This window comes from Tenacibaculum soleae (assembly GCF_030549005.1).
GTDB lineage: Bacteria > Bacteroidota > Bacteroidia > Flavobacteriales > Flavobacteriaceae > Polaribacter > Polaribacter soleae.
This window is the reverse complement of sequence record NZ_JAUOSW010000002.1, coordinates 1-26,633: the sequence shown is the minus strand read 5'-3', so window position 1 is coordinate 26,633 and position 26,633 is coordinate 1. Positions and strand designations below refer to the sequence as shown.

Sequence of the window (26,633 nt, the reverse complement as noted above, 5' to 3'; positions counted from 1 at the left end):
ATTAAACCTTTATTTTTTAGGAATATTATAATTCTTAGAAAATGCACCTTTATTTAAGCATATATTTAATTAAAAATGCTTTACTTGTGTCGCAAACCCTAATAATTTAAAATGAATTCAATAATAATTACAGGAACAGGTTCATACATTCCATCAATAAAAAAAGAGAATGACCGTTTTTTAAAAAATTCTTTTTTAAATACTAATGGTGACGCTATTGAAAGTACGAACACTATAATTATTGATAAATTTAAGTCAATAACGGGTATTAGAGAACGTAGGTATGCTAAAGACAGCTACAACTCATCTGACCTAGGTTATTTTGCTGCTAAGAAAGCAATAGAAAATGCGAATGTAAATCCTGAAGATTTAAATTATATAATATTTGCTCATAATTTTGGTGATGTAAAAAAAGGAGCCATACAATCCGATATTCTTCCTAGTTTAGCGAGTCGTGTAAAACATTTACTCCAAATAAAAAACCCAAACTGTGTTGCCTATGATATTTTATTTGGATGCCCTGGATGGATTGAGGGCGTTATTCAAGCACAAGCATTTATAAAAGCAGGCATCGCTAAAAAATGCTTAGTTATTGGAGGTGAAACCTTATCAAGAGTTGTAGATGAACATGACCGTGATGCAATGATATACAGTGATGGTGCTGGTGCTTGTATTGTTGAGCAAAAAGAAGGCAGTGATAGTGGTATACTTAGCCATGCTACACAAAGTTTTACTAAAGACGAAGCTTATTTTTTGTTTTTTGGAAACTCATACAATAAAGATTTAAACAAAGATGTTCGGTATATAAAAATGCACGGACGAAAAATTTATGAATTTGCTTTAAATAATGTACCGCAAGCAATGAAAACTGCTTTAGATAAAAGCGGAATTGAAATTGACCAGGTTAAAAAAATATTTATTCATCAAGCAAATGAAAAAATGGACGACGCAATTATTAAACGTTTTTATAGATTGTATAAAAAAACGGTTCCTAAAGGTGTTACCCCTATGAGTATTCATACATTAGGTAATAGCTCTGTAGCAACTGTACCTACACTACTTGATTTAGTTTTAAAAGGGAATATTGATAATCAAGAAGTAAAAAATGGAGATGTTATTATACTTGCATCTGTAGGCGCAGGAATGAATATTAATGCAATTGTATATCGTTATTAAAAAAGTTCAAAAAAATCTAAAATCAAATACTTAAAGTCTAAAATCTAAGTACTATTTTTGCATATGCAACAACACAACGTACTTATTTTAGATTTCGGATCGCAATACACACAACTTATTGCGCGCCGTGTGAGAGAATTAAACATTTACTGTGAAATTCATCCATATAACAAAATACCAAAAAACTTAAACGACTTTAAGGCAGTTATCCTTTCAGGAAGCCCCAACTCTGTTCGTTCAGAAGATGTTTTACATCCTGAATTAACTGAAATTAGAGGTAAAAAACCCTTATTAGCTGTCTGTTATGGTGCTCAATATTTAGCACACTTTTCTGGCGGATTGGTAGCACCTTCAAATACCAGGGAGTATGGTAGGGCAAATTTATCTTTTGTAAAAGAAGGAGAAGATTTCTTTAAAGGAATTAACATTGGTAGTCAAGTTTGGATGAGTCATTCAGACACCATTAAAAACTTACCTACAAACGGAACTTTATTAGCCAGCACTCACGATGTAGAAAATGCTGCTTATAAAATTGAAGGAGAAAACACCTATGCAATTCAATTTCACCCAGAAGTATATCATTCTACCGATGGTAAACAATTATTAGAAAACTTTTTAGTTACTATAGCAGGAGTAGCACAAACTTGGACACCTGATTCTTTTGTTGACGAAACCGTTGCTAATATACAAGCAAAAGTAGGAAACGATAAAGTTGTTTTAGGTTTGTCAGGCGGAGTAGATTCAACTGTAGCAGCAGTTTTATTACACAAAGCTATCGGAAGCAATTTACACTGTATATTTGTTAACAACGGATTATTACGTAAAAATGAATATACTGATGTTTTAAAGCAATACGAAGGTATGGGCTTAAACGTAAAAGGCGTAGATGCTTCGGCACGTTTTTTAAATGAGCTTGCCGGCTTAAGTGACCCTGAAGCAAAACGTAAAGCTATTGGTAAAGTTTTTATTGATGTTTTTGATGATGAAGCAAATCAGATTAAAGACGCTAAATGGTTAGCACAAGGAACAATATATCCTGATGTTATCGAATCAGTTTCTGTAAACGGAGGTCCATCAGCAACCATTAAAAGTCACCACAACGTAGGAGGTTTACCTGATTTTATGAAACTTAAAATCGTAGAACCTTTACGTATGATATTTAAAGATGAAGTTAGACGCGTTGGAGCTTCAATGGGTATTGATAAAGATTTATTAGGCCGTCATCCTTTTCCAGGACCAGGATTAGCTATTCGTATTTTAGGTGATATCACCGAAGAAAAAGTACGTATTTTACAAGAAGTAGATGCCGTTTTTATCAACGGACTAAAAGAAGATGGTTTGTATAACAAAGTATGGCAAGCTGGTGCTATTTTATTACCTGTAAACTCTGTTGGTGTTATGGGCGATGAAAGAACTTACGAAAAAGTAGTAGCTTTACGAGCAGTAGAAAGTACCGATGGTATGACTGCCGATTGGGTAAATTTACCTTATGAGTTTTTACAAAAAACATCAAATAAAATAATCAATAATGTAAAAGGTGTTAATAGGGTTGTATATGACATAAGCTCTAAACCACCTGCTACAATTGAATGGGAATAGAATTTTAAAAAAAATTACATGAAAAAGTTACAGTTTTTACTCTTAGTTTGTATTTTAACATTTACCGTTTCTTGTGGTCAGCAAAAACGATATATATCCTACAAAACTCAAGAGGGTGAAACCATGCGCGATATTGCTAATCGTCTTAATATGAAAACAAAGGATTTATTACGTTTAAATCCTGATGTTGACAGACGGCCAGATGCTAATACCGTAATTGTTATTCCAAACCCGGAATTAAACAAAGAAAAATCAACCAAAGTTATTGACACTGATGTTGATGATATTAAAGATGAAAATTTAAAAGATAGTAATGAAACATCTGAAGATGAAAAAGCTTCAGATGTTTTTCAACAAACAATATATGAATACGAAAATCATACTGTAAAAGCAGGAGAAACTGTTTATCGAATTACTAAGCAATATGAGATTACTAAAGATGATTTAATTAAATGGAATCCTGAATTTCCAGGAATCGAACGTAATATTTTAAGTATCGGTCAAGTATTAAAAGTTAAGTCGATTGAAAAAACAATAACAATTGATAGAAAAGAGGTTTTAAAAAACTTTTTGACACACACTGTTAAAAGTAAAGAAACAGTGTATAGTTTAACTCGTTTTTATAATATTTCTAAAGATGATTTAATTCGTTTAAATCCAGAATACCCTGGAATTATAAACAATGAATTATCAATTAACCAGTTGTTAAAAATAAAATTAATTGACGAAGTAAATCCTGATGAAAATTTTCTTTTTTACAAAGATAGCATTCAGCAAGATGCTACCGTTAACCTTAGTATTTTACTTCCTTTTAAAGCTGAGGAATACAAAAAAACCTCTTACATAAATATTTTTAGTAAAGAAAAAAATAGCTCGGCTCCATTAGCAAATATGGTAACTGATTTTTACACAGGTATTGAAATAGCTGTTGATTCAATAAAAAAACAAGGAGTTGATGTTAATGTAACCGTTTTAGACACAGGAAATAGGGGTGAAAATATTACTACTATTATAGATAGTGGAAAGTTAAGTGATACAGATGTTGTTATTGGTCCTTTTTATTCTGATAAGGCTGAGATAGTTGCTGATAAAATTAATGTTCCAGTTGTATTTCCTCACTTTTCAGGAAAACAACAGCATTTTTCTTCTAAAAAACTTATCAAATCAGCTCCAGACAAAGAAAATTACACTGATTATTTAATTTCATATTTAAAAGAGAATTATAGAGGTGAACAGGTTTTTGTTGTTGGTGATGGTAAAAAAGCTTCTAACAAAAGAGTAAATAAAATTGTTAGTGGTTTAAAAAAGCATGATTCTATCACAAAAGTTCATGTTCTAAAACCCGAAAAAGGCTACATAAAACGAGCGCTTTTTACAAAAAAAATGACTACAAAAAAACACAACTGGGTTATCATTACCTCAAATGATTATGTAGCCATTAGTGATGTTTTAAATAGTATGATAGGAGTGCCTGATGACGTTACGGTGCAAATTTTTGCTATTGAAAAGAACAAAGATTATGATAAAATAGATAACAATAAACTAGCAAGCGTTGATTTTACTTATGTATCAAGTTCATTTGAAGACAACACCTCAAGTAATGTAAAGGATTTTAATAAAAAATATTTTGCAAAAAACAATACATCACCATCTGACTATGCTATAAAAGGTTTTGATATTACCTATGATGTTTTAGTTCGATTAGCTTCTGGAAAAGAATTGACAGATACTTTTAAAGAAGGCGTTTCCTTTCGTTTAGAAAATAAATTTGACTATCACAAAAAAAACTTTGGTAGTACAAGTAACAGAGGTCTTTTTATAATAAAATACAACCAAGACTTAAGTTTAACACGGCTTAAATAAAATAAAAAAACCTCACATTAAAATGTGAGGTTTTTTATTTATTCTTTATCTTTTATATTGCTTAACCATTCTTGATTATCTAAATACCATTGTATGGTTTTTTTTATACCTTCTTCAAATTGTAACGAAGGCTCCCAACCTAATTCGTTTTTTAATTTACTCGAATCAATAGCATATCTATAATCATGACCTGCTCTATCTTTAACATAAGTTAGTAACTTTTCTGAATCTCCTTTATTTCTATTTAATAAAACATCAACTTCTTTTATCAAAACTTTAATTAAATCGATGTTTTTCCATTCATTATTACCTCCAATATTATAAGTTTCGCCTGAATTCCCTTTATGAAACAATAAATCAATCGCTTTTGCATGGTCTTCAACGTACAACCAATCTCGAACATTATTCCCTTCTCCATAAATTGGTAATGCTTTATTTTCACATATATTGTTAATAAATAAAGGAATTAATTTTTCAGGAAATTGATTTGGCCCGTAATTATTAGAACAATTAGAAATTACCATTGGCAAACCATAGGTATCATGAAATGCTCGTACAAAGTGATCAGAAGATGCTTTTGATGCCGAATAAGGTGAGTGCGGATCGTAAGCTGTTTGTTCAGTAAAAAAACCTGTTTCTTGTAAAGTTCCATACACCTCATCTGTAGAGATATGATAAAAGCGTTTGTCTTTAAAATTAGCTTCCCAACTATTTTTAGCATTTTCTAACAAATTTAATGTTCCGAAAACATTAGTTTTTACAAATGAAAAAGGGTCAGAAATTGAGCGATCTACATGAGATTCTGCTGCCAAATGAATAACATGTGTTATTTTGTTTTGTTCAAAAATATTTTTCACCAAAACTTCATCACAAATATCACCTTTTATAAAAGTGTAATTTTCTCGGTTTTCAACATCTTTTAAATTATCTAAATTTCCTGCGTACGTAAGTAAATCTAAATTAATAATATTATAATTTGGATAACTGTTTACAAATAATCGTACCACGTGCGAACCTATAAAACCTGCGCCACCTGTAATTAAAATATTCTTCATGTAAGATTTAATTCTTTTTAGTACTGTCAAAGTTACTAATAAATAAACAGAGTTTCTGATTTAAAAACAGATTGGAAAGCTAGTTTTTACGGTCTAATAATGTAAAACCTTGTATGGAAGATATGCTGAAATAAATTCAACATGTCGAAAGGTTATTTAAACTAAGATTACAGAACTAAAAACAGACAATAACTAATGTGTTTAATACATAAACGGTGTTTTAAACTCTTTTAAAGTTGGTAGTAATTCATCTTTTGATGATAAAATAATTTCTTTTGGATTGATTTTCCAATCAATATTTAAGTCAGAATCATTGTATATAATTCCAGCATCACACTCTGGCGCATACCAATTATCAACTTTATAGGCAAAAACGGCTTCTTCAGACAGGGTTACAAAAGCGTGTGCAAATCCTCGTGGAATAAATAATTGTTTTTTATTTTCATCCGATAATTCTACCGCTACATGTTTACCATAAGTAGGTGAATTTTTACGTATATCTACTGCAATATCTAAAACCTTACCTTGAATACAACGTACTAATTTTGCTTGTGCAAAAGGCGGTTTTTGAAAATGAAATCCTCTTAACGTGCCGAAAACTGATTTCGACTCGTTGTCTTGTACAAAATTTATAGTACCTAGCTGTTCGTTGAATTTTTGTTGATTGAAAGACTCAAAAAAATAACCTCTTTCATCTTTAAAGACGCGAGGTTCAATAATTACAACATCTTGAATTTCAGTTCTAGTAAAAATCATTCGGATTATTTTAATAACGAATCAAATTTACTAATAATAAATGATGTGAAGCTGAATTAAATACAGCATGCTGCGACTTTTTAGTTTAATTCTTTTACTAAATTGAATAAGTATTCCCTATCATTTATAACAAGTAGCCTCATATCAACCTGAACTTGTTTCAGGTTCGCATTGCAACAACGCAATCTTGTATGTGATTCTTAAATAAATTCAGAATGACGCTACTTGCAATATTGAGTAATGAATTTAAACGAATCTATTATTACTCTTTCACTAAATTCAATAGATATTGTCCGTAACCATTTTTACTTAAAGGTGCTGCTAATTTTTTCACCTGTTCTTTGGTTATATACCCCATATATAAGGCTATTTCCTCTAAACAAGCTACTTTTAATCCTTGACGCTTTTCAATGGTTTCGATAAACTGACTTGCCTCAAGTAAAGAATCATGTGTACCAGTATCTAACCAAGCAAATCCTCTTCCCATCAACGCTACTTTTAAATTATTTTCTAATAAATAATGTTGATTTATCGAAGTAATTTCTAACTCACCTCTTTTAGATGGTTTTACTTTTTTTGCTACTTTAATTACATTATTAGGATAAAAATACAAACCGACCACCGCATAATTCGACTTCGGATGCTCTGGTTTTTCAATTATCGACAAGGCATTTCCCTTTTCATCAAAATCTACCACACCATAACGTTGTGCTTCTTTTACATAATAACCAAAAACAGTTGCTTTTTTGTCATTTATAACATTATATTTTGCTGTTTGTAACATTTCAGGTAATCCGTGGCCATAAAAAATATTATCTCCTAAAATTAAACAAACATCATCATTACCTATAAAATCTTCACCTATAATAAAAGCCTGAGCTAATCCATCTGGAGAGGGTTGTTCGGCATAACTTAATTGGATTCCTAAATCGGTTCCATTACCTAATAATTTTTCAAAATTAGGTAAATCATCAGGTGTTGATATAATTAAAACTTCGTTAATACCCGCCAACATCAATACCGACAATGGATAATAAATCATCGGTTTATCATAAACAGGGAGTAGTTGTTTTGAGACTCCTTTTGTTATCGGATATAAGCGAGTTCCTGAACCGCCTGCTAGTATAATTCCTTTCATAGGGCTATTATAACATTTCCTAATTATTTTTTTTCTTGCCATTTCCACGCAGAAAGCAATCCTTCTTCAAGCGTTTTTTCGGCTGTCCACCCTAAAATTTCGTTTGCTTTTGTAGTATCTGCATAGGCTGCAGTGATATCCCCTTCTCTTCGTGAAACAATTTTGTAGTTTACTTGTTTATTAGTTACTTGTTCAAAAGAATTAATAACCTCCATCACAGAAGTTCCTTTACCCGTACCAATATTAAATACTTCGTACTTTAAGTTACTTTTGTTTTTAAGCAAACGTTGTAATGCAGTAACATGGGCTTTAGCCAAATCTACCACATGTATATAATCTCTAACAGCTGTTCCGTCCTTTGTAGGATAGTCATCACCGAAAACTGCCAATTCTTTTCGAATACCGGCTGCTGTTTGTGTTACAAAAGGAATAAGGTTTTGAGGGATACCGATTGGTAATTCTCCTATTTTTATAGATTCGTGTGCGCCTATTGGATTAAAATAACGTAATGCAATAGCTCTAATATCATATGCCTTAGAGCATTCTTCTATTATTTCTTCACCAACTTTTTTGGTGTTACCATATGGCGATTCTGCTTTTTTTACCGGTGCATTTTCTGTAATTGGCAACTCATCTGCCTGACCATATACCGTGCATGACGAACTGAATATAAAGTTATTTACTTTTGATGCCTTCATTTCTTGCAATAAATATACTAAGCTATTTATATTATTTTCATAATACTTTAAAGGATCAGTTACACTCTCGCCAACAGCTTTAGATGCGGCAAAATGTATTACACCATCAACTGTATTTTGTAAAAAGAAGTTTGCTACGTCTTTTTTATTTCGTAAATCTATTTGAAAAAATACTGGTTTAACACCTGTAATTTCAGTGATTTGGTCCACTACTTCTATTTTACTATTAGATAAATTATCTATAATTAAAACTTCGTATCCTGATTTTTGCAAGTCTACTACAACATGCGAACCTATAAAACCCAAACCACCAGTTACTAAAATGTTTTTCATAGTCTTCTGCTCTTTTTTAAAAACAAAAGTACTATTTTAATTACTATTCATCGTGAAAACAATCTGAACAGTCTTAAATAGTATTTTAACATCCAATTTCCATGAGTACTTTTTTATATAATATAAGTCATACTCTAACTTCTTTAAATTTTCTTCGGGTGTAGCTTTCGGCATATGTATTTGCGCCCAGCCAGACACCCCTGGTCTTATCATATGTCTTAAATTGAAAAAAGGATTCTCTTTACTATACTCTTCTACATATTTAGGCTGTTCTGGCCTTGGGCCTATTAAACTCATATGCCCCATAAGAATATTATAAAACTGAGGTAATTCATCTATTTTAGACAATCTTAAGAATTTACCAACCGGAGTAATTCGGTTATCATTTTTAACAGTAAATCCACCTTCATTATTTTCCATAGTACGTATTTTGTATATTTTAAACTCTTTACCTTCTCTACCGATGCGTATTTGTGAGTAAAACATATTTCCTTTTGAGCTTATTTTTGTTAAAAAACACCCTAAAATAGTTAATGGTAAAACAAGTGGTAACACTGTTAAGGAAAACAAAGTATCAAAACCTCTTTTAAAAAATGTAAATCTTCTTTTCCTATTAAGACTAAATATTTCATCTGAAAAATATTGATTATCTTGAATTTTTATAATTGGAATTCTTTTATTCACACATTCATAAAAATTTTCTGAATCATATATTTCAATACCCAACAAACGCAAATTAACTAATTCATTAACTTCTTTATTAGATAATTGGTTTAATTGTGTTTTCTCAAAAACAACAACTTTTATGTTACTTTCTTTTATATAGCAAGTAATTGCTTTGTCTTGTAAATTTAAATCTTTATGAAAAACAACTTCATACTTATCAGATATTTTACCACTCGTCAATAGCTTATCTAATGATTTATTTAAGTTTACAAATAAACATTTTTCTTTTTTAATCATCACCACGCTTCTTACAATTTCATTTTGCTTTAAGGTAATCAAATTCATTTTATTTCTTTTCTAGCTTTTTTTGCTAAATTAAGGATAATTTTACATTCTTTTAAGAAGATATATTGAGTAAAAACTATTTGGTAAATTTTAATAATGGATTAATTAAGATATAACAATTTAGTTCTAAAATCATTTTTTAGAATTAGAATTAACTCCTCTTTATATTAAATCCCCTTTTTTATAATAATTTAACTTCTATCTTTTTTATAAATATACGCTCCAACTGACTTTGGCATTAATCTGAAAATAAATTTAGCTAAGATTTTAGGTAATTGATTATATTTTTTAAAATGTTTCATTAATGAAATTGATACGTTTAACTCATTTGTATAATTAGATACAGAGTTTCGCTTTATAAGATAATCCTTAGCTACTCTAAAATAGAGTAATGGTTCGTTTATATTCGCTAAAACAATATGTTTCTTTAGAGCTCTAGCCCACAGTTCATAATCTTGTGCTTTTAAAAAAGTTTCATTATAATTACCTACCCTATTAAAAAACTCTTTTTTAAAAGCTACCGTTGGATGATTAAGTGGATTTCTGGTAATAGAATACTTAATAATTTCTTTATGTCCTATCGGCATTTTCTTTTCTCTAATTGTTTTCCCCTCTTCATCAATTTCAATTAAATTACTACCTACAATAAGTGCATTGTTATTCTCTAAAAAATCAACCTGCGTACTTACCCTATTTAGTGCACAAACGTCATCACTATCCATTCTAAAGATATAGAGCTCATTTTCTAATACTTCAATTAATCGATTCAGTGTATAAGCCAATCCTTTATTTGAATCATTGCGAATAGTTTTGTAGAAAAAATCTTGATTTTCTGTTATGTAATTATTTAATTCATCTGTCAATTCACCATCTATTCCCAAATAAATATTAATATTTTGAAAACCATAATCTTGGTTAATGATAGAATTAATAGATCTTTTAAAAAAATCTAATCTCTCTTTTTTATATACAGTAATTAAAAAAGCTATTTTTTCCATATACTATATATCCATTATATAAAGTCCTCGTTTTCCTTCATGCACACTATCAAAAAAGACTTTACTCCCATCTAAACTAAACCTGGGATGTAAATCACATCTAGTTTGTTTATAATAACTTAGAGACTCATAAAAATCTCCCATCGTAAGTAATTTATCCTTTTTTAGATCTAATATGAATAACCCTTTCATTCTTGATTTATTAGGGTAGGTATCAAACAAAACTTTATCATTTAAAAATGAAGGATGACCGTCTCCAAAAACTTTCAACTTTTCATTTAATATAACTTTAGTTGAATCAATTACATTAATAGTATAATATTGATCACCTCGTTTTTCGTCTCTTAAAAATGCTATTATTTCATTATTACTCTTCCAACAGCAATGACTTACCATACCATCATCGGCTATAATCCTCAAATTTTCTCCATCAACATCACAAACATACAAAGTTTCAAACCTTTTATTACCTTGAGAATACCATCTATGCATAAACATAATTTTATTATTTAATGGAGATATCATAACATGATTAAACGTGTGTTTCGCATTATTCATTGAGTTTTTGAAGTTAAAATTAATAACATCTTCCAGTGAGATTATTTTTGTTCTTTTACCACTAACTAAATCAACATAAAGCAAAGCATCATAATTATCATGCCAGTCAATAGTGTTCTTTCTATTAGAATAAGCATAATCACCATCATCTACACGGAGTCTTTCAAAATTTAATGAAATTCCAAATGTACTACAAGCATCATAAATCGGCATATCAACAATTCTCGAGCTTTTATTAAGTATATCATAAATTTTTGACTTATAAGTACTTGATTTATTATCGAATATATTGAATATAAACCTATTATTATCTAACCACATTAATTTAGCGCCTTGCTGCCAATTGTATGAATATGTTTTATCTATTACTTTGTATTCTTTGTTTCTAACATTATAAAGTACAATTGATATAGCCTTTTTACTGTTTGGTAAACTCTTAGTAGAAAAATTTACAGAATGAAAAACTATATAAGAATTATCAACATTAATCGGGGAATTGTCATAATACCCAAAAAATGACTCTTCATTATCATAACTGATTTTTTGAATTCTGTATGGTGTTTTGCTTTTGTAATCCTTTTTATACAAGACATAATTCAACCATAAATAGACTTTCTTTATTAATGCTTTTAATTTAGGGAAACTTGAAACAAACTTCGCTACCTCTCTCTCGAATGTTGAATATTTATTTGACATACTATGTTAAACTAAGTATTTTTGTTAATAATTTAGCACTAACTTTATTTAACCCACTACAAAACAACAACTTAACACCTAATTTATCTAATTTAAATTTATAATTACTGTTAAAATAAGCTTTTTTCAAGACCACTTCACTTATTAATTTTTTGTCTTTAGATTTTACAGCCTTCCTTAAAGTATAAAAATATATTAAATTACTATATCTAATTAAATTTTCTTTCACTTCATTTTCTAGCCTTTTATTATTATTAACATAATTATCTAACCTAATAAATGCATTTAGTAAAGTTATGTATTTTTCTGAAAAACCAGAATTAACTGCAGAATTGTCTCGAACGATATAATTAAAGTAAGGAAAAGAAAGGTATAAAACTTCTTTTGCCTTCAACATACATTTTATTTGAAATTCTTGATCCTCTCCATTAAATGTGCTTTCATCAAAAAATATTTTCTCATCAATAACTAACTCTCTTTTAACTACGAATGAACACATACATTGATAAATTTCCTTTTTTAAATAGCTATTTAAAAAAAAATGGCTTTCAAATACCCGTTCATTAAACTCATAGCGAGACATTTCATCCTTTATAACCTTATTTTTAATAATATTATAACCAAAAGATACGATCTCAACTTTATCAATATTTTTTTTAATAAAAACATTAACGTCTTCAAATAAATTTGGTTCAATTGTATCATCTGCATCTAAGAAAAAAATATAATCTCCCGTAGCTTCTTTAATTCCTACATTCCTTGCTGCCGAAACTCCCTTATTTTTTTGATTAATAATTTTTATCTGATTATGATTTTCATAATTAGATATTACGCTAATGGTATTATCTGTTGAGCCATCATTTATTATAATGATTTCAATATCTTTATATGTTTGAGATAAAACAGAATCAATAGTATTGTTTATATAATCCTCTACATTATAAGCAGGTATTACAATTGTGTACTTCATTAAATTTTATTTTTTTTACTAACTATATCTATATTGATTTTAATAAAACCTAGGGTCTATCAATGTATTTTTCGCTCTTGTTATTTTTTTCATAAATCCAAGCTATTAAATATAAAACTAATATTATAAATGCATATTTATTATATCCTAATGACATAGCCTTGGCTTCTAAAATCAACATATATAAAAGCAAAAAAACAATAAATAATTTGTCATTAAAAATTACTTTTTTATTAAACAAGATACCAACAGAACTAATATAAAAATGATAACTTATTACTAAAACTACCCAGAAAAACCCGCCAAAAAGCAAATTACGAATATAACCAACATCTGTTAACATATAATATTTACCAGTTATAGGGTCTGTAAATACACCATCTCCTATAAAAAAAGTTGTTGATGAAATCGGAACCGACCACATTTCCATTAGCTTATTAGTAGAACCTGTTTGTGCTACGCCCGAAGATTCGTATTTATAGTAAAACTCGAATACAAAAGGGAATACTCGCTCTAGCAATAACTCTGAAAAAGCGGGAAGTAAAAAATAAACAGCCATTATACATACAACTAACAAAGCAATACCAAAAAAAACATTTCTTAGTTTTATAAGCACTTTACCTTGTGAAAAAATATAGTAAACTACACCTAAAATTGCCCCAACAAAAGATGACCTTCCTGCAAAAAAAGCACCAAGCACCAAAATAAGCCCTAGTATTATAGTAAAAATAGTAGCTTTTTTATTCACAATGTATAATTTAAAAAAAAATAAAAAAGCAAAACCAAAACCCACAGCAAGCCCCCAACCAGCAGAGCCTGTAAGTGCCAGCCCTCTAACTCCGCCATAACCTTCATACATTAATTCTATTTGCTCAGCTTTGTATGTTAAATGTACAACTGATGCAAAAGCAGGTACTATAAACGCAACTATTTCTACAACAGATTGCATCAAAAAAGCCCATACTATTAGATAACCAAGGTACACTGTATATCTATCTCCTTTATAATCATAAAAAATATAGCTAATCACAAAAATAACCATCACTATTTGCACTATTTGCGATATGAGATTTTTATTATAGGATAGATCAAATGTAGAGTGAATTAAAGAAATAACTATATTAAAAGCAATCATAACAAAAACCCAAACAAAAAGCATTGCTATTTTTCTATTTACAAGCAATTTAAAACTGTCGTTTATAAATTTAGGTTTTAATAAAGCTCCTAAAAAAAGCACTATTCCCACCGCCAACATAGAACTATTAATGGGTGGCACTATGTAAAAACCATGTATCAATAAAAACATTAAGAAGACATCTATCTTTTTAATGGGTTGTAATTTTATCATAATGACTTATATCCTTTTATTTTATGTAAAATAAATTGTGTTTCATTATATAATTTTATAGCAACTCTTTCTAAAATATTTTTTGAAAAAAACTTCTGCAAAGAAGTTTTATTTTTAAAATATGCTCTGTCCTGTTCTATATGACTATTTGCTAGATCTTTTGGGTGTGACAAAGAGTTTTTATAAAATATTTTTATATCAGTATCTTTAAAAAAAACGTCCCATTTATCGGCTAAAGTTAGATTTCTCTCTTGATAGTCGACAATTGCTTTTGCACTATTTTTAGTTACCAAATAACAACAGGTTCTAAACACATGACGGTAAGAAAACATACTTATTTCTGTTAACCCCTCATATTTAGATTTTTTACCAAATTGATATTTTCGTGCATTTAATCCTTCCTGCCCACCACAAATTAATAACGAATTTGGATGAACAACGGTTGTTAAAGAAAAAATATCATCAATATTTTTGTCATTTCCTATCACATCGTCTTCCAAAATCAATGCAAATTCATTATCGCTATTTAAAAAAAGTTTTAATGCTTTTATATGACTCAGTGTACATCCTAATTCAGCTGGTGACAACACTTTATTAGTTCTTCTATAATAGTCAATTATTGAATTATAATATGACTTTGCTGTAATTTTACGTCCATCTACTGCAGAAACTCTTGTAATATTAGGATAATATAAAGGAAAATCTTTTGCTAAAGTTTCTCGTCTTTGCGTATCTTCATCCAATGAAACTAAGTAAATAGGAATTTGATTATTTTGTTTAAGATTTAAATTCATTATTTTTTACTTATTTTCTTATATATGTATTTTGCTGGAGTTTCTAATTTTGTGATTTTTAATAAGCTCTTTATTTTTGGTATAAGTTTTAGTCCTTGATAATATAAAACTTGCTTAATATAATAAAAATGTTTCTTGATAGTCTTTTTTTCTATCATAGCATCCATAATTTGATAATCATTTTTATCTTTTGTATTCAAATTTTTATTATACCGATTCCTTTTCATTTTATATAATTGTTTGTAAGAAACAAACTTTAAATCATTAAAGTAAAAATAATTTGTAGGGTTAAATATTAAATCTGTTTTTTCTTTATCATGAAAAACTAACTCCTCATCATGATCCTCTATATCTAAACTTTCAAAATCCTTTAATTTATCTTTTCCTGCAATAAAATAATCTATGTCAGATGCTTCTCTTACACCGTATAAAGACAACATTATGCCCCCATCTAATAATACGTTTTTAAAATCAACTTTATTTTTTAAAATAGTAATTTTAAATTTCTCTATTTTTTCATGAGTAGATAAAATTGTATTTGGTTTTGCATGGTTTAAAAAATGAATACTGTTATTATTAAATAGCATCCTAGATAATTGTACTGCCTCATCTTTTGTATCAGTAATATGTATAGAATGTTTACCAACATTAAATAACTTTCTAACTTCTTCTTTTATTTCTAATACTTTATCTAAACTTTCTGCTTGAAAAGCTATAGCTCTTAAAGCAGATTTATTTTTAAAACATTCTACTAATTTCTTTTTAACACCTTTAAAATTATTCTTTTTATTACCTATCCAATTTTCCCCAAAATATACTTCTGACAATAAATTATGAGCTCCATTATTATTTAGGTCAACATTTTTACGGTATACAATATTAGGTATTATTTCTTCAATTTCATTGTCTTTACCTTGTGCTGTTGGCCAGAGCAATGCTATATAGGTATTCTCTGAATACTCCACATATTTTGTTGCTACCTCATCTAAAATATCATCCGCTACATTACGATTATAAAAAAAATTATAATCATATTGATGAGCTTCTAACATAGTATTAACTACTCTTAATTCCTTTTTAAGGTAAATACAAATAGCAGTTCTATGTGCGCCATTTAAAATAGTACCGTCTTTAGATAAAGGTACTAAACTTGTGTTTTCATTAAATCCATTTGCATTAATATCTTCATAAAGAGATTTAAAAGTATTAATAAATTTATTTAAACTATTTTTATCTTCATTACCTGGCTCTTTATAAGAGCCTAAAGAAAAAGCTCTAATATGTTCTTTATAAATATCTTTTGCTCTTTTAGTCTTAAAATTTAGAATTGATTCTAAGAATAAAATTTTAAATGCTAAATCAAACCTATTATGTGTTAATACAGGTACTTCATTATGAACTTCAACTTCGACAGAATCAATATTATTGTAAATAAAAGACTCCACTTTATTCTTAACAGCTTCTTTATTTATTACTGCTTTATTCTTCATGTTTTTTATTTTTTAATTGATTAAGACCCCAAGTAAAGAAAAGAGCTTTAGTTTTTTGTTTGAAAATTATTTTAGTATCTCTATTAAAATAATCTAATAAATAGTTTGCACAAAACAATGAAATTAAACTAGATACAGCAGCTCCATCAATACCTATTTTGGGAATCAGAATAAAGTTTAAAGGTATATTTATTAAAACTCCGGTTAAATGCCTATACATTGTTATTCTTTGCAAGCCTTCGTTTATTAAATAGCGTCCACTAACAACAGCCAAACCAATTAAGATCACAGTCCAAAAATGAATCTTTAATACATTAGCTGATTGTGAATATTGAGCCCCAAAAACAAAATTAATTATATGTTCTGAAAAAAATGTAATAAATATTGCTAGCAAAAACAATATTGATGTGACGATATTATAGATATTTTGAAATTTATACATGTAAAGTTTATTATTCTTTTTTCTATACTTTAATATAGAAGGAATAATAGAAAAAGCTACCATTGCAGGTATAAAACTCACCATATCACTTATTCTAGTAGCCGCAGAATAATAACCAACAGCTGTGTCATCCATCATTTGTCCTATCATTACTTGGTCTATTTTTGAATAAATAATCCATGCTGATGATGAAATTATTAAAGGCCAACTATCTCTTAATAAATTTTTCGCTTTGTCTCTTTTAAATTTCCAATTAAAAAAACTACTCTTATTTTTTTTATAAATTAAAAAGAAAAAAATAAACACAAGTATACTTTCCAACAATATTGCTAACACAAACATCTTTAAAGATGCCTCAAAGTAAATTAAAGCTAACTTAACAGTCCCTACTATCAAAAAAGCACTGTTTTCTACAATAACAGTATATTTTGACGCTGTTTGAGATTCATACCAAAATTTTATTACATCAGCTGATTTAAAAATCAACATAAAACCAAGCACTAAACTTAGTGAAATGGTAACGTTATCATCTGGTCGTAGAGTATAAACCAATAATAAAAAGAAAAAGAAAGATATTATTCCTCCTATTAATTTCAAACCAAAAGCTGTACCCAAAATTATTGGCGCCTCTTTTTCTTTAATTAATAAATCCCTTACAACTATTCCATTTAAACCTAATGCAGAAAAAGCGATAAAAAGAGAAATAAGAGCTGTAATGTAATTTAACAAACCATATTGAGTAGGTCCTAAATACCTTGAAATCATTGAAATTACGAAAACACCAAATAGCATCTTTAGTATTTTATCAAAAAAAAGCCAGGATATATTAAATATAATTTTTTTTGCCCCTGAATTAAGCTTTAATAAAGAAAACAACCGCTTTTTAAGCATAAAAAAATGAAATTAATTTACTTTTTTTAACAACCATAATAAAAACATCTATATATCTAGCTTCCTTTTACTGATTTTCTCTTTAAATTCATAAATCAAATTCTTCCCTACAACATTTCCAACACCAATAAAAACACCTAACATACCCCATACAACTATAATTAAAATACGCTTTGGCTTTGATTTATCAACTGGGACACTTACCGGATCTATTACCGTGAAAATAGGCGTATCTTCTTTTAGCTTTATTTTCTGAGTTTCTAGCTGCTTCGCCAACTCAGAATAAATACTGAATGCTAAATTATATTCAGCTTGTAAACTTTCTAACCGCGACTGTGAGCGAGAGGTAATTAAACCTTGATTGCGATCTCTATAAGATGCCAAAGCAGCCTGTTTCTTTTCGAAATCTTTTTTTAACTCGGCATAGCGTTCTTCTATAAATTCAAACTCATCTTTAGTTTTTTGTATTTTAAAATTAGTGATTGCTTTTTGTAATAGTTCTTGTACCTTTTTTGTCATTTGTGCTGCAGGCAATGCTTCTGGCATGGAAAAAAACAACTCTATATAGCCTTCTTTTTCATTAACATTAACACTTAATTGCTCTTGTTGCATTTTAAAAAGTATATTCTCTTCTTTTGTAATTTTATGGATGCCATTAAGAGAATCTACATTTAACTCTTCAATACCACCAGTTCTTAATTTAGCAATAATTTTACCTGGTAAGCCTATAGTATACTCTTTAAGAAAACGTAATAAATTAAATTGCTCATGTTTAGTATAGTACTCTTCGTAACTTACAGTATTACTTATATGAGAAAAACTTAAGGGTGTTTGTAGTAACTCTTTTTGAAACGGAATGCTTTGTACGATTTTAGGATATAAGGCCGGTGGAATCCCTTCTTCATTTCCTCCTCCTAAATTGATCCCTGCCATGGCTGCTAAGCCTCCTAAATTACCCGACACTTTGCTACCACCTGTTTGGGGTACTAAGGTAACTGACGCTGTATATTCTTTAGCTGAAAAAATAGCGATAAATAAACCGATACATCCGAATACCATAACAAAACGAATGATAGTCTTCTTGCCTTGTAAAATAGTTTTAAACAATGCTAATAAATCTATTTCGTCTTCAGCTTTATAAGTATTTTTATTTTCCATTTTAAAATTACTTATTATCTGTTAAACTTTTTACCAAAACACCCAACGTTGCCAAACCTGTAGTAATTGCAATAACTTCTTGAGTAGAAATCTTTCTAGTATTTTCAGGTTTATTAGGTATTAAAATTACTGAACCTGGTTTTACAGTAGGGTACGATTTAAAAAACAAAAAGCGTTTGGTTGTTTTTATATCTCCATTTGCATGAATAACATAGGCCCTGCTCTTTTTTGCATTAGCTGAAAATCCTCCAGAATTTTCTATATAATGTTTAAAACTCTTCCCTTTTTCGTAGCGAACTAACGATGGTGATAGTACCTCTCCTTCTACTTTTACGGTTTGTCTTTCTGAAGGAATAAACAACTCATCTCCTTCTTCTAAAATCAAATCGAACTTTGAATCTTTACCATCTTGGGCTAAAATTTCATTTAATTTAATACCAATCTTAAAAGTATTTTTTTGTTTTATTTCATTTGATGTGTCGGCTGTTAAACTGTCTTTTTTAGCAAAGTCTGCTATCATTTCTAATTGTTTAACATCTTCTACCTTATTGTTTTTTCTTGTTAAAAAAGCGCCTTCTATATATGCGTATTTTGTTAACCCACCTGCTTGTACTATTAAATCTGAAATTCTTTCATTTTTACCGCCTAAAGAATATTCGCCTTCAAAATTAGCTTCTCCTTTTATAAATACCGTTTTTTGTTTTGTATACCCTTTTAAATAACGTACTGAAACAATATCAAAAGGTTGTAATGTAAAATTATTACTAACAGTACCTCCTAAACTACCACTGGCTTTTAAATCAAAGTTTTCACTTATTGTTTCGAAACTACCATCTTTTAATCTCCTAGAAACATCTATCATTGTAGCGTCTGCCCCATCTTTTAACCCTCCTGCAAGCGCAATTAAATCTTCTACTTGCATGCCTTGCATAAAATCGAATTCATCTGCCTTATTAACAGCTCCGTTAATAGTAATAAATTCTTTTTCTTTTAACTCTTCTTTATAAAAAACATATACGCTGTCATTTTCTTTCAATAATAAGCTTTCATTTTTACTTCTTAACGAAAATGAAATGGTCTCTTTATTTACCTTATCGTAAGTTCTTACAATAATACCTCTATCTAAAAAGGCTTCTTTGGTTACACCTTCAGCTTTTGTTAATAAAGATGCTAATGACAAATTTTCTTTATACTCATATTTACCAGGTTGAAAAACTGCTCCCGCAACACTAACTTTATTTAAAAATTGATTAGACACTTTATTTATTTTTATAAAGTCTCCATCTTTCAATTTTTCTTTAGCGAAAGCTACTAACGGAATCTCTACTAATTCTTTTTGCTTTCCATTAATTCTTTCAATAATGATATTTTGTTTGTATGCATCAAAAACAAAACCACTACAATATTTTATTAAATCAACTACTGTTTCTGCTGCTTTCATTTCATATAAACCAGGTCTTTTTACGGCTCCTTCAATAGTTACTATTTTATCGTAAGGTTTAACAATGATAACATCTTGATCTTGCACTGTGATATTACCTGTCTCAGAACCATTGATTAAAAAATCATAAAAATCAAAGTCGGCTACTTTTTCTCCCCCTCTGAACAATCGAATATTTCTAAACGTTCCGTTTTCAGTGGGTCCACCTGCTGCGTATAAAGCATTTAATACGGTAGAAAAACCACTTAACGAGTAAGACCCTGGTACTTTAACTTCGCCTACAATACTTACTTGCACATTGCGAACTTCTTTAATAGAAACAGCCATGTGTACTTTGTTATAACTATTAGACGAAGCGCCAATACCAGCATAAATTCTTTTTAAATAATTCTTTATTTTAGATTTTGCTGCTTTTATAGGTAAACCTACTATTTGAATATAACCAACACCTTGAATATTAATTGCACCTTGCCTATTTACTTTCTTCTCGTAATTAGCTTCAGCAGCACCCCATAAATCAATTGAGAGTATATCTCCGCTACCGATTACATAATTTTCAGGCGTTGCTATATTTAAGTTTGGTGTGAATGTAATATTTGGATTGTTAAAAAAGTCATACCCGAAAAGTAACGATTCTTTAGGTTTCACCTCTTCTTTGCCTGTCAATCCAAAAAGCAATTGATTACTCGAAGTACTGTTATTTCCTTGCGATTCATCTATATTAGTATTTTGATTATTGGTTGAAGTACCTAAATTTCGAATTCTAGCTTGTAATTTCTGGGCTTGTAGCTCAGACATCCCTCTTGTTTTGGCTATTGACAATGCCTGTTCTAAAGTATACCCTTCTTTTTTAATTTTATCACGATAATTCGCTACTTGTTCATCTGACAAGTTATCTACCTCAATAGTATTCATTTGTTGCTGAATACTCTGAGCATAATTTGTAAAACTAACGAATACGAAAAGAACTATAAAAACACTTTTTAAGACTTCTTCTCTTCCTATTTTATTTGTCAATTGCATAATTTTTAAACCAATTAATGAATTCTTTAATTCCTTTACTTAGTAAGGTATTGGGTTTATAGTTATAATCTTTCATTAGATCATTAACGTTTGCCCATGTTTTTTCAACGTCTCCTAGCTGAATTGGTAGTAGCTCTTTCTTAGCTTCTTTACCTATATTTTTTTCTATTTCTGATATAAAATCTAATAATTTCACCGAATTATTATTTCCTATATTGTATACTTTATATAGCGTCCTGTCCTTTATATCAGATACTAAAACGCGTTCTATTCCTGCTACAATATCATCTATATAGGTAAAATCACGCTGCATTTTACCATAATTAAAAACTTTTATAGGGCGATCGTTTGATATGGCATCAGCAAATAACATAGGAGCCATATCGGGTCTTCCCCAAGGTCCATACACCGTAAAAAAACGCAATCCTGTTGTAGGTATTTTATATAAATGGCTATAGGTATATGCCATTAACTCGTTGCTTTTTTTGGTCGCTGCATATAAACTCACAGGTGTATCTACCTTATCTTCTTCTGAAAAAGGTATTTTTGCATTTGCCCCATATACACTAGAACTACTCGCATATACTAGGTGTTTTATGTTGTTATAGCGAGCGCATTCTAAAATATTTAAAAAACCTACGATGTTACTTTGTATATAGGCATCCGGATTTTCAATACTATAACGAACCCCTGCTTGTGCTGCTAAATTACAGACTACGTCGAACTTTTCTTGTTCAAATAATGCAACTAAAGCTTCTTTGTCCTCTAAATTTATTCTCCTAAATTTAAAGTCACTATACGTGCTACTTATATTTTCTTTATAAAAAGCAGCAGCTGTTTCTTTTTGTATACCTAGTTCTTTTAAACGATCGTACTTTAAATCAACATTATAATAGTCGTTAATATTATCGATTCCTATAACAGTATGACCTTTATCTAATAGTTTTTTTGACAAATGAAAACCAATAAAACCCGCAGCTCCTGTAACAAGTATTTTCATGTATGCTAGTTTTGTTTTCCTATTTGATAATATTCAAAACCTTTATCTTGTAAATTGAAAACATTATACTGATTTCTACCATCAAAAATAATAGGAGTATTAAGTTGTTGTTTTATTTCTGAAAAATCAGGAGAGCGGAACTCTTTCCATTCTGTTAACATAATTAAAGCATCTGCTTCTTTTAAAACCTCATATTTTGATTCGAAGTATGAAATACCATCAACCCCTTTTAAATAAAAGTGTTGTGCTTCCTCCATCGCTTTCGGATCGTACGCTTTTATTGTTGCTCCACGTTTTACCAATTCTTTTACTACATAAATAGCGGGTGCTTCTCGCATATCATCGGTACCTGGTTTAAAAGCCAGTCCCCAAAGAGCAAAAACCTTTCCTGATAAATCTTCACCAAATCTTTTTACGATTTTCTCTGCAATCACAAACTTCTGTCGATTATTAACCTCTTCAACAGACTTTATTAACTCAGCATTGTACCCGTGTTCTTGGGCAATTTTATTTAAGGCCTTTACATCTTTAGGAAAACAAGAACCTCCGTACCCTGCTCCTGGATAAATAAAACTGTATCCTATTCTACTATCTGAACCGATACCAATACGGACTTGGTTCGCATCTGCGCCTACTTTTTCACAGATATTAGCAATCTCGTTCATAAAAGAAATTTTAGTCGCTAACATGGCATTGGCTGCGTACTTTGTCATTTCTGCTGAGCGAATATCCATGCTAATAAGACGGTCGTGTGACCTTAAAAATGGGCTATACAGTTCTTTCATGGTATCAAAAGCATATTCCGATGCTGCGCCAATAACAACTCTATCGGGCTTCATAAAATCATCGATGGCGGCTCCTTCCTTTAAAAATTCAGGATTTGAAACTATATCAAAAGCTATCTCTTCTCCTCTGCTAGCTAATTCTTGTTGAATGGCAACTTTTACTTTATCTGCTGTACCAACTGGCACGGTAGATTTATCAACCACCACAAGTCTTTTAGTCATTTTACGGCCTATTTCTTTGGCTACAGACAATACATATTGTAAATCTGCAGAGCCATCATCGCCCATAGGAGTTCCTACAGCTATAAAAACAACCTCAGCATCTCTTATCGCTTCTTCTAACTTGGTGGTGAAAAACAGGTTTTTATTTGCGATATTTTTCAACACCATATTTTCTAAACCTGGCTCATAAATAGGAATAATCCCTTCATGTAGCTTATCTATTTTATGTGAATCAATATCTACACAAGTAACCCTGTTTCCCATCTCAGAAAAACAAGCCCCTGAAACCAAACCTACATATCCTGATCCGACAACTGCTATATTCATTCTTCTTATTATTTAAGCTTATTATTTTCTTTTTCAGCTACCTCCTTACGCAATTCGCTGCTAGAAAAACGATGTTCTCGTTTGTTATAAAATAAGGTGATGCCTTTTTCTTCACAGTAGGTACGCCCTGTAAAATTTTTATCAGCATATTCATCTCCTAAAATGCGTATGTCTATTTTAAAAGATTGCAATACATCCTCTAAGTCTTGCTCTGTAGTATACGGCACTATCTCATCAACATATTTACATCCTTTTAGCTGAATGTATCTCTCTACAACAGATTGTATGGGTTTGTTTTTTTCGGGTCTATCAACCGTAGGATCTGTTTGTAGACCACAAATAAGATAATCGCACTGTTCTTTTGCGTCTTCAAGCATTTTTACATGACCTGCATGTAGTAAATCGAAAGCACTAAAAGTAATTCCTATTTTCATATTTTTTCTTTTCAGCAAATATAGTTTTATCTATTTAAAAACAAATGTTTCTCCCCTAAATTAACCAATTCTGTATTTCTAATATCATGTACAATTTCTATAGAAGCCTTTGCATCCATCAACCCAAAACCATTTCCTTTTAAAATACCTTTATAACTTTCGGTATGTAATTCTGTAAATCCGCCGCTAAACTCTATTTCTTCTCCATCAACGGTTATAGAACGGTAAGTTCTTTGTCCGACTTCTTGAATTTGCTTTGGCAATGAATTTTCATCAATCGACAAAAACCAACGTACTCTTGCATTTTCAAACTCTAAATAACCTGCCGACTTGTCTTTTTCTCTTAAATGCACCAAGTTTTCTTGTACATCGCCAAAAATCCAAGATAACATATCATAAAAATGCACCCCAATGTTTGTGGCTATTCCTCCTGATTTACTTTCGTCTCCTTTCCACGAGACATCGTACCAATTACCACGAGAAGTAATATAGGTTAAATCTATATCATATTTCTCTTTTTTATTTTCAGATGCGACTTTATTTTTTAAAGCAATAATACTTGGATGTAACCTTAATTGAAGTATTGTATTAATCTTATTTCCTGACTCTTTTTCGATTGCTTGTAAAGCATCTACATTCCACGGATTTAAAACTAGTGGTTTCTCACAAATAGCATCTGCCCCTCTACGTAAAGCCATTCTTATATGTGAATCGTGTAAATAGTTTGGTGTACAAATACTTACATAATCTAATTGAATATTTTGTTGACGTTTAATTTTTTCAATATGTCGATCAAAACGTTCAAACTCCACAAAAAAATCTGCATTCGGAAAATAACTATCCATCACACCAACACTATCAAATTTATCTAGTGCTGCTATTAAATTACTATTCGTATCTTTTATCGCCTTTAAATGACGTGGTGCTATATATCCTGCTGCACCTATTAACGCAAAGTTTTTCATTATAATGTTTTATCTATTAATTGCTTAGGTAATATATTTTTCACATCATACACCACTCCATTTTCTTTTTTTAACCTCAACAATTCTATTTCTTTAAATTCATTATGCGATACTGCTAAAACAATGGCATCGTATTTTTTTTCATATAAATTGGTTATTAGACCAAAATTATACTCTCTAATAACCTCTTCTTTTTTTGCCCAAGGATCATAAATATCAATATTTACGCCATAACTCCTTAAAGCATGATATACATCAACCACTTTGGTATTTCTAATATCCGGACAGTTTTCTTTAAAGGTTATTCCTAAAATTAAAATTTCAGCATTTTTTACTTTTACATCTTCTGAAATCATCAACTTCACAACTTCTGAAGCCACATGACTTCCCATACTATCATTCAATCGTCTACCCGATAGTATTATTTCTGGATAATAGCCAAATTGTTGCGCTTTTTGCGCTAAGTAAAACGGATCAACTCCAATACAATGCCCGCCAACTAAACCTGGCTTAAAAGGTAAAAAATTCCATTTTGTAGAGGCGGCTTCTAAAACTTCGCTCGTATCAATATTCATCAAATTAAATATTTTTGCCAATTCATTAACAAAAGCTATATTGATATCTCTTTGACAATTTTCAATAATTTTTGATGCTTCGGCAACTTTAATGGATGCTGCCTTATGAGTACCTGCTTTAATAACTGATTTATATAAATCGTCTATTTTTTGGGCGGTCTCTTTAGTAGAACCTGAAGTAACTTTTAATATATTTTCTACAGTACGAACTTTGTCTCCAGGACTTATTCTTTCTGGCGAATACCCTACAAAAAAACCTTGATTCAATGTTAATCCCGATTCTTTTTCTAGCACTGGTACACAATCCTCTTCAGTGGCTCCTGGATATACGGTAGATTCATAAACAACTATAGATCCTTTTTTTAAAACACTCCCAATTGTTTTACTTGCACTTAATAAGGGTGTTAAAATTGGTTGATTATTTTTATCTACAGATGTCGGCACCGTTACAATGTAATAATCGCAGTTTTCAATATCCTTTTCACTACTGGTAACATACAAACCTTTTTCTATGGTAGATTCTTGAACTAAAACGGACTTTAACAAATCATCTGCTACCTCTAACGTTACATCTACACCTGACTTTAATTCGTCAACTCGTTTCGATTTTATATCAAAACCAACTACTGTATATTTTGTTGCAAATAACCTAGCTAACGGCAATCCTACATAACCTAATCCTATAATTGCAATTTTTGGTACACTCATCTTTTTCTTACTACTAAAATAGCTTACGAAATTACAAAAAACATAGTTAACAAAATATTATAAACAAAAAAAAGCCTCACCATTATCTGACGAGACTTTTTCTGTGGGCAATGAGGGATTCGAACCCCCGACCCCCTCGGTGTAAACGAGGTGCTCTGAACCAACTGAGCTAATTGCCC

Annotated in this window: 22 protein-coding genes and 1 tRNA gene; 3 read left to right on the top strand and 20 right to left on the bottom strand. The window is 30.0% G+C overall.

Going from position 1 to position 26,633, the window contains the following annotated elements:
- The first annotated feature begins 111 nt into the window (after positions 1–111).
- From Q4586_RS02460 to Q4586_RS02450, 3 genes are all read left to right on the top strand, one after another.
- Positions 112–1,176 (top strand): 3-oxoacyl-ACP synthase III family protein, encoded by a 1,065-nt coding sequence (locus tag Q4586_RS02460; protein ID WP_303526028.1) that lies wholly within the window; start codon positions 112–114, stop codon positions 1,174–1,176.
- 63 nt (positions 1,177–1,239) lie between these two features.
- Positions 1,240–2,775 carry a glutamine-hydrolyzing GMP synthase gene (gene guaA / locus Q4586_RS02455; RefSeq protein ID WP_068704723.1) on the top strand — a complete coding sequence of 512 codons (1,536 nt, stop codon included), beginning with the start codon at positions 1,240–1,242 and terminating at the stop codon, positions 2,773–2,775.
- Positions 2,776–2,793: 18 nt separating this feature from the next.
- Complete coding sequence (locus Q4586_RS02450) at positions 2,794–4,638, top strand: LysM peptidoglycan-binding domain-containing protein (RefSeq protein WP_303526024.1); 1,845 nt, start codon at positions 2,794–2,796, stop codon at positions 4,636–4,638.
- A gap of 38 nt (positions 4,639–4,676) precedes the next feature.
- Here the strand turns inward: Q4586_RS02450 and rfbB are convergent, their stop codons facing one another.
- The 20 genes from rfbB to Q4586_RS02350 form a co-directional block, all read right to left on the bottom strand.
- Positions 4,677–5,693 carry a dTDP-glucose 4,6-dehydratase gene (rfbB, locus tag Q4586_RS02445; protein ID WP_303526021.1) on the bottom strand — a complete coding sequence of 339 codons (1,017 nt, stop codon included), beginning with the start codon at positions 5,691–5,693 and terminating at the stop codon, positions 4,677–4,679.
- Positions 5,694–5,894: 201 nt separating this feature from the next.
- The gene (rfbC, locus tag Q4586_RS02440) at positions 5,895–6,449 is read right to left on the bottom strand and encodes a dTDP-4-dehydrorhamnose 3,5-epimerase (RefSeq protein ID WP_303526018.1); all 555 of its coding nucleotides are present in this window, start codon (positions 6,447–6,449) and stop codon (positions 5,895–5,897) included.
- Between the two features lie 262 nt (positions 6,450–6,711).
- Positions 6,712–7,587, bottom strand: coding sequence for a glucose-1-phosphate thymidylyltransferase RfbA (gene rfbA, locus Q4586_RS02435; protein WP_303526016.1), 876 nt, complete (start codon positions 7,585–7,587; stop codon positions 6,712–6,714).
- A gap of 23 nt (positions 7,588–7,610) precedes the next feature.
- Positions 7,611–8,618, bottom strand: coding sequence for a UDP-glucose 4-epimerase GalE (galE, locus tag Q4586_RS02430; protein WP_068704729.1), 1,008 nt, complete (start codon positions 8,616–8,618; stop codon positions 7,611–7,613).
- A gap of 36 nt (positions 8,619–8,654) precedes the next feature.
- Positions 8,655–9,629, bottom strand: coding sequence for a sugar transferase (locus Q4586_RS02425; protein ID WP_245662339.1), 975 nt, complete (start codon positions 9,627–9,629; stop codon positions 8,655–8,657).
- 191 nt (positions 9,630–9,820) lie between these two features.
- Entirely contained in the window at positions 9,821–10,627 is an 807-nt protein-coding gene (locus Q4586_RS02420) for a glycosyltransferase (protein ID WP_068704731.1), read from the bottom strand.
- Between the two features lie 3 nt (positions 10,628–10,630).
- A complete protein-coding gene (locus Q4586_RS02415) occupies positions 10,631–11,881 on the bottom strand; it encodes a TolB family protein (protein WP_303526011.1) in 1,251 nt (416 codons plus the stop codon).
- Between the two features lies 1 nt (position 11,882).
- Positions 11,883–12,851 carry a glycosyltransferase family 2 protein gene (locus tag Q4586_RS02410; RefSeq protein WP_068704736.1) on the bottom strand — a complete coding sequence of 323 codons (969 nt, stop codon included), beginning with the start codon at positions 12,849–12,851 and terminating at the stop codon, positions 11,883–11,885.
- Between the two features lie 49 nt (positions 12,852–12,900).
- Positions 12,901–14,199, bottom strand: coding sequence for a hypothetical protein (locus Q4586_RS02405; protein WP_141677680.1), 1,299 nt, complete (start codon positions 14,197–14,199; stop codon positions 12,901–12,903).
- Complete coding sequence (locus tag Q4586_RS02400) at positions 14,196–14,993, bottom strand: glycosyltransferase family 25 protein (protein ID WP_068704741.1); 798 nt, start codon at positions 14,991–14,993, stop codon at positions 14,196–14,198. Before Q4586_RS02400 ends, Q4586_RS02405 begins: the two co-directional genes overlap by 4 nt.
- Positions 14,993–16,483 (bottom strand): hypothetical protein, encoded by a 1,491-nt coding sequence (locus tag Q4586_RS02395; protein ID WP_068704743.1) that lies wholly within the window; start codon positions 16,481–16,483, stop codon positions 14,993–14,995. Before Q4586_RS02395 ends, Q4586_RS02400 begins: the two co-directional genes overlap by 1 nt.
- Positions 16,473–17,801, bottom strand: a complete 1,329-nt coding sequence (locus Q4586_RS02390) for a flippase (protein WP_176714978.1) — start codon at positions 17,799–17,801, stop codon at positions 16,473–16,475. Before Q4586_RS02390 ends, Q4586_RS02395 begins: the two co-directional genes overlap by 11 nt.
- Positions 17,802–17,864: 63 nt before the next feature.
- Positions 17,865–18,974, bottom strand: coding sequence for a Wzz/FepE/Etk N-terminal domain-containing protein (locus Q4586_RS02385; protein WP_068704747.1), 1,110 nt, complete (start codon positions 18,972–18,974; stop codon positions 17,865–17,867).
- 7 nt (positions 18,975–18,981) lie between these two features.
- Entirely contained in the window at positions 18,982–21,432 is a 2,451-nt protein-coding gene (locus Q4586_RS02380; protein ID WP_303526004.1) for an SLBB domain-containing protein, read from the bottom strand.
- A complete protein-coding gene (locus tag Q4586_RS02375) occupies positions 21,422–22,438 on the bottom strand; it encodes an NAD-dependent epimerase (protein ID WP_303526001.1) in 1,017 nt (338 codons plus the stop codon). The genes Q4586_RS02380 and Q4586_RS02375 overlap by 11 nt, the downstream gene beginning before the upstream one ends.
- A gap of 5 nt (positions 22,439–22,443) precedes the next feature.
- Positions 22,444–23,772 carry a UDP-glucose dehydrogenase family protein gene (locus Q4586_RS02370; protein WP_068704753.1) on the bottom strand — a complete coding sequence of 443 codons (1,329 nt, stop codon included), beginning with the start codon at positions 23,770–23,772 and terminating at the stop codon, positions 22,444–22,446.
- A gap of 8 nt (positions 23,773–23,780) precedes the next feature.
- On the bottom strand, positions 23,781–24,206 hold the full coding sequence (locus Q4586_RS02365; RefSeq protein ID WP_068704755.1) for an adenylyltransferase/cytidyltransferase family protein: 426 nt from the start codon (positions 24,204–24,206) through the stop codon (positions 23,781–23,783).
- Positions 24,207–24,232: 26 nt separating this feature from the next.
- Positions 24,233–25,171 (bottom strand): Gfo/Idh/MocA family protein, encoded by a 939-nt coding sequence (locus tag Q4586_RS02360; RefSeq protein ID WP_068704757.1) that lies wholly within the window; start codon positions 25,169–25,171, stop codon positions 24,233–24,235.
- Positions 25,171–26,454 (bottom strand): nucleotide sugar dehydrogenase, encoded by a 1,284-nt coding sequence (locus tag Q4586_RS02355; RefSeq protein ID WP_068704759.1) that lies wholly within the window; start codon positions 26,452–26,454, stop codon positions 25,171–25,173. Before Q4586_RS02355 ends, Q4586_RS02360 begins: the two co-directional genes overlap by 1 nt.
- Positions 26,455–26,558: 104 nt before the next feature.
- Positions 26,559–26,633, bottom strand: a tRNA-Val gene (locus Q4586_RS02350).

Bases quoted from the DNA above. Each gene is read 5' to 3' on its own strand.
- guaA (WP_068704723.1), top strand. From the start codon at position 1,240: ATGCAACAACACAACGTACTTATTTTAGATTTCGGATCGCAATACACA.
- Q4586_RS02450 (WP_303526024.1), top strand. From the start codon at position 2,794: ATGAAAAAGTTACAGTTTTTACTCTTAGTTTGTATTTTAACATTTACC.
- Q4586_RS02415 (WP_303526011.1), bottom strand. From the start codon at position 11,881: ATGTCAAATAAATATTCAACATTCGAGAGAGAGGTAGCGAAGTTTGTT.
- Q4586_RS02375 (WP_303526001.1), bottom strand. From the start codon at position 22,438: ATGAAAATACTTGTTACAGGAGCTGCGGGTTTTATTGGTTTTCATTTG.
- Q4586_RS02355 (WP_068704759.1), bottom strand. From the start codon at position 26,454: ATGAGTGTACCAAAAATTGCAATTATAGGATTAGGTTATGTAGGATTG.
- Q4586_RS02420 (WP_068704731.1), bottom strand. From the start codon at position 10,627: ATGGAAAAAATAGCTTTTTTAATTACTGTATATAAAAAAGAGAGATTA.
- rfbA (WP_303526016.1), bottom strand. From the start codon at position 7,587: ATGAAAGGAATTATACTAGCAGGCGGTTCAGGAACTCGCTTATATCCG.
- Q4586_RS02400 (WP_068704741.1), bottom strand. From the start codon at position 14,993: ATGAATTTAAATCTTAAACAAAATAATCAAATTCCTATTTACTTAGTT.
- Q4586_RS02405 (WP_141677680.1), bottom strand. From the start codon at position 14,199: ATGATAAAATTACAACCCATTAAAAAGATAGATGTCTTCTTAATGTTT.
- Q4586_RS02460 (WP_303526028.1), top strand. From the start codon at position 112: ATGAATTCAATAATAATTACAGGAACAGGTTCATACATTCCATCAATA.
- galE (WP_068704729.1), bottom strand. From the start codon at position 8,618: ATGAAAAACATTTTAGTAACTGGTGGTTTGGGTTTTATAGGTTCGCAT.
- Q4586_RS02365 (WP_068704755.1), bottom strand. From the start codon at position 24,206: ATGAAAATAGGAATTACTTTTAGTGCTTTCGATTTACTACATGCAGGT.
- Q4586_RS02385 (WP_068704747.1), bottom strand. From the start codon at position 18,974: ATGGAAAATAAAAATACTTATAAAGCTGAAGACGAAATAGATTTATTA.
- Q4586_RS02395 (WP_068704743.1), bottom strand. From the start codon at position 16,483: ATGAAGAATAAAGCAGTAATAAATAAAGAAGCTGTTAAGAATAAAGTG.
- Q4586_RS02410 (WP_068704736.1), bottom strand. From the start codon at position 12,851: ATGAAGTACACAATTGTAATACCTGCTTATAATGTAGAGGATTATATA.
- Q4586_RS02370 (WP_068704753.1), bottom strand. From the start codon at position 23,772: ATGAATATAGCAGTTGTCGGATCAGGATATGTAGGTTTGGTTTCAGGG.
- rfbB (WP_303526021.1), bottom strand. From the start codon at position 5,693: ATGAAGAATATTTTAATTACAGGTGGCGCAGGTTTTATAGGTTCGCAC.
- Q4586_RS02360 (WP_068704757.1), bottom strand. From the start codon at position 25,171: ATGAAAAACTTTGCGTTAATAGGTGCAGCAGGATATATAGCACCACGT.
- Q4586_RS02425 (WP_245662339.1), bottom strand. From the start codon at position 9,629: ATGAATTTGATTACCTTAAAGCAAAATGAAATTGTAAGAAGCGTGGTG.
- rfbC (WP_303526018.1), bottom strand. From the start codon at position 6,449: ATGATTTTTACTAGAACTGAAATTCAAGATGTTGTAATTATTGAACCT.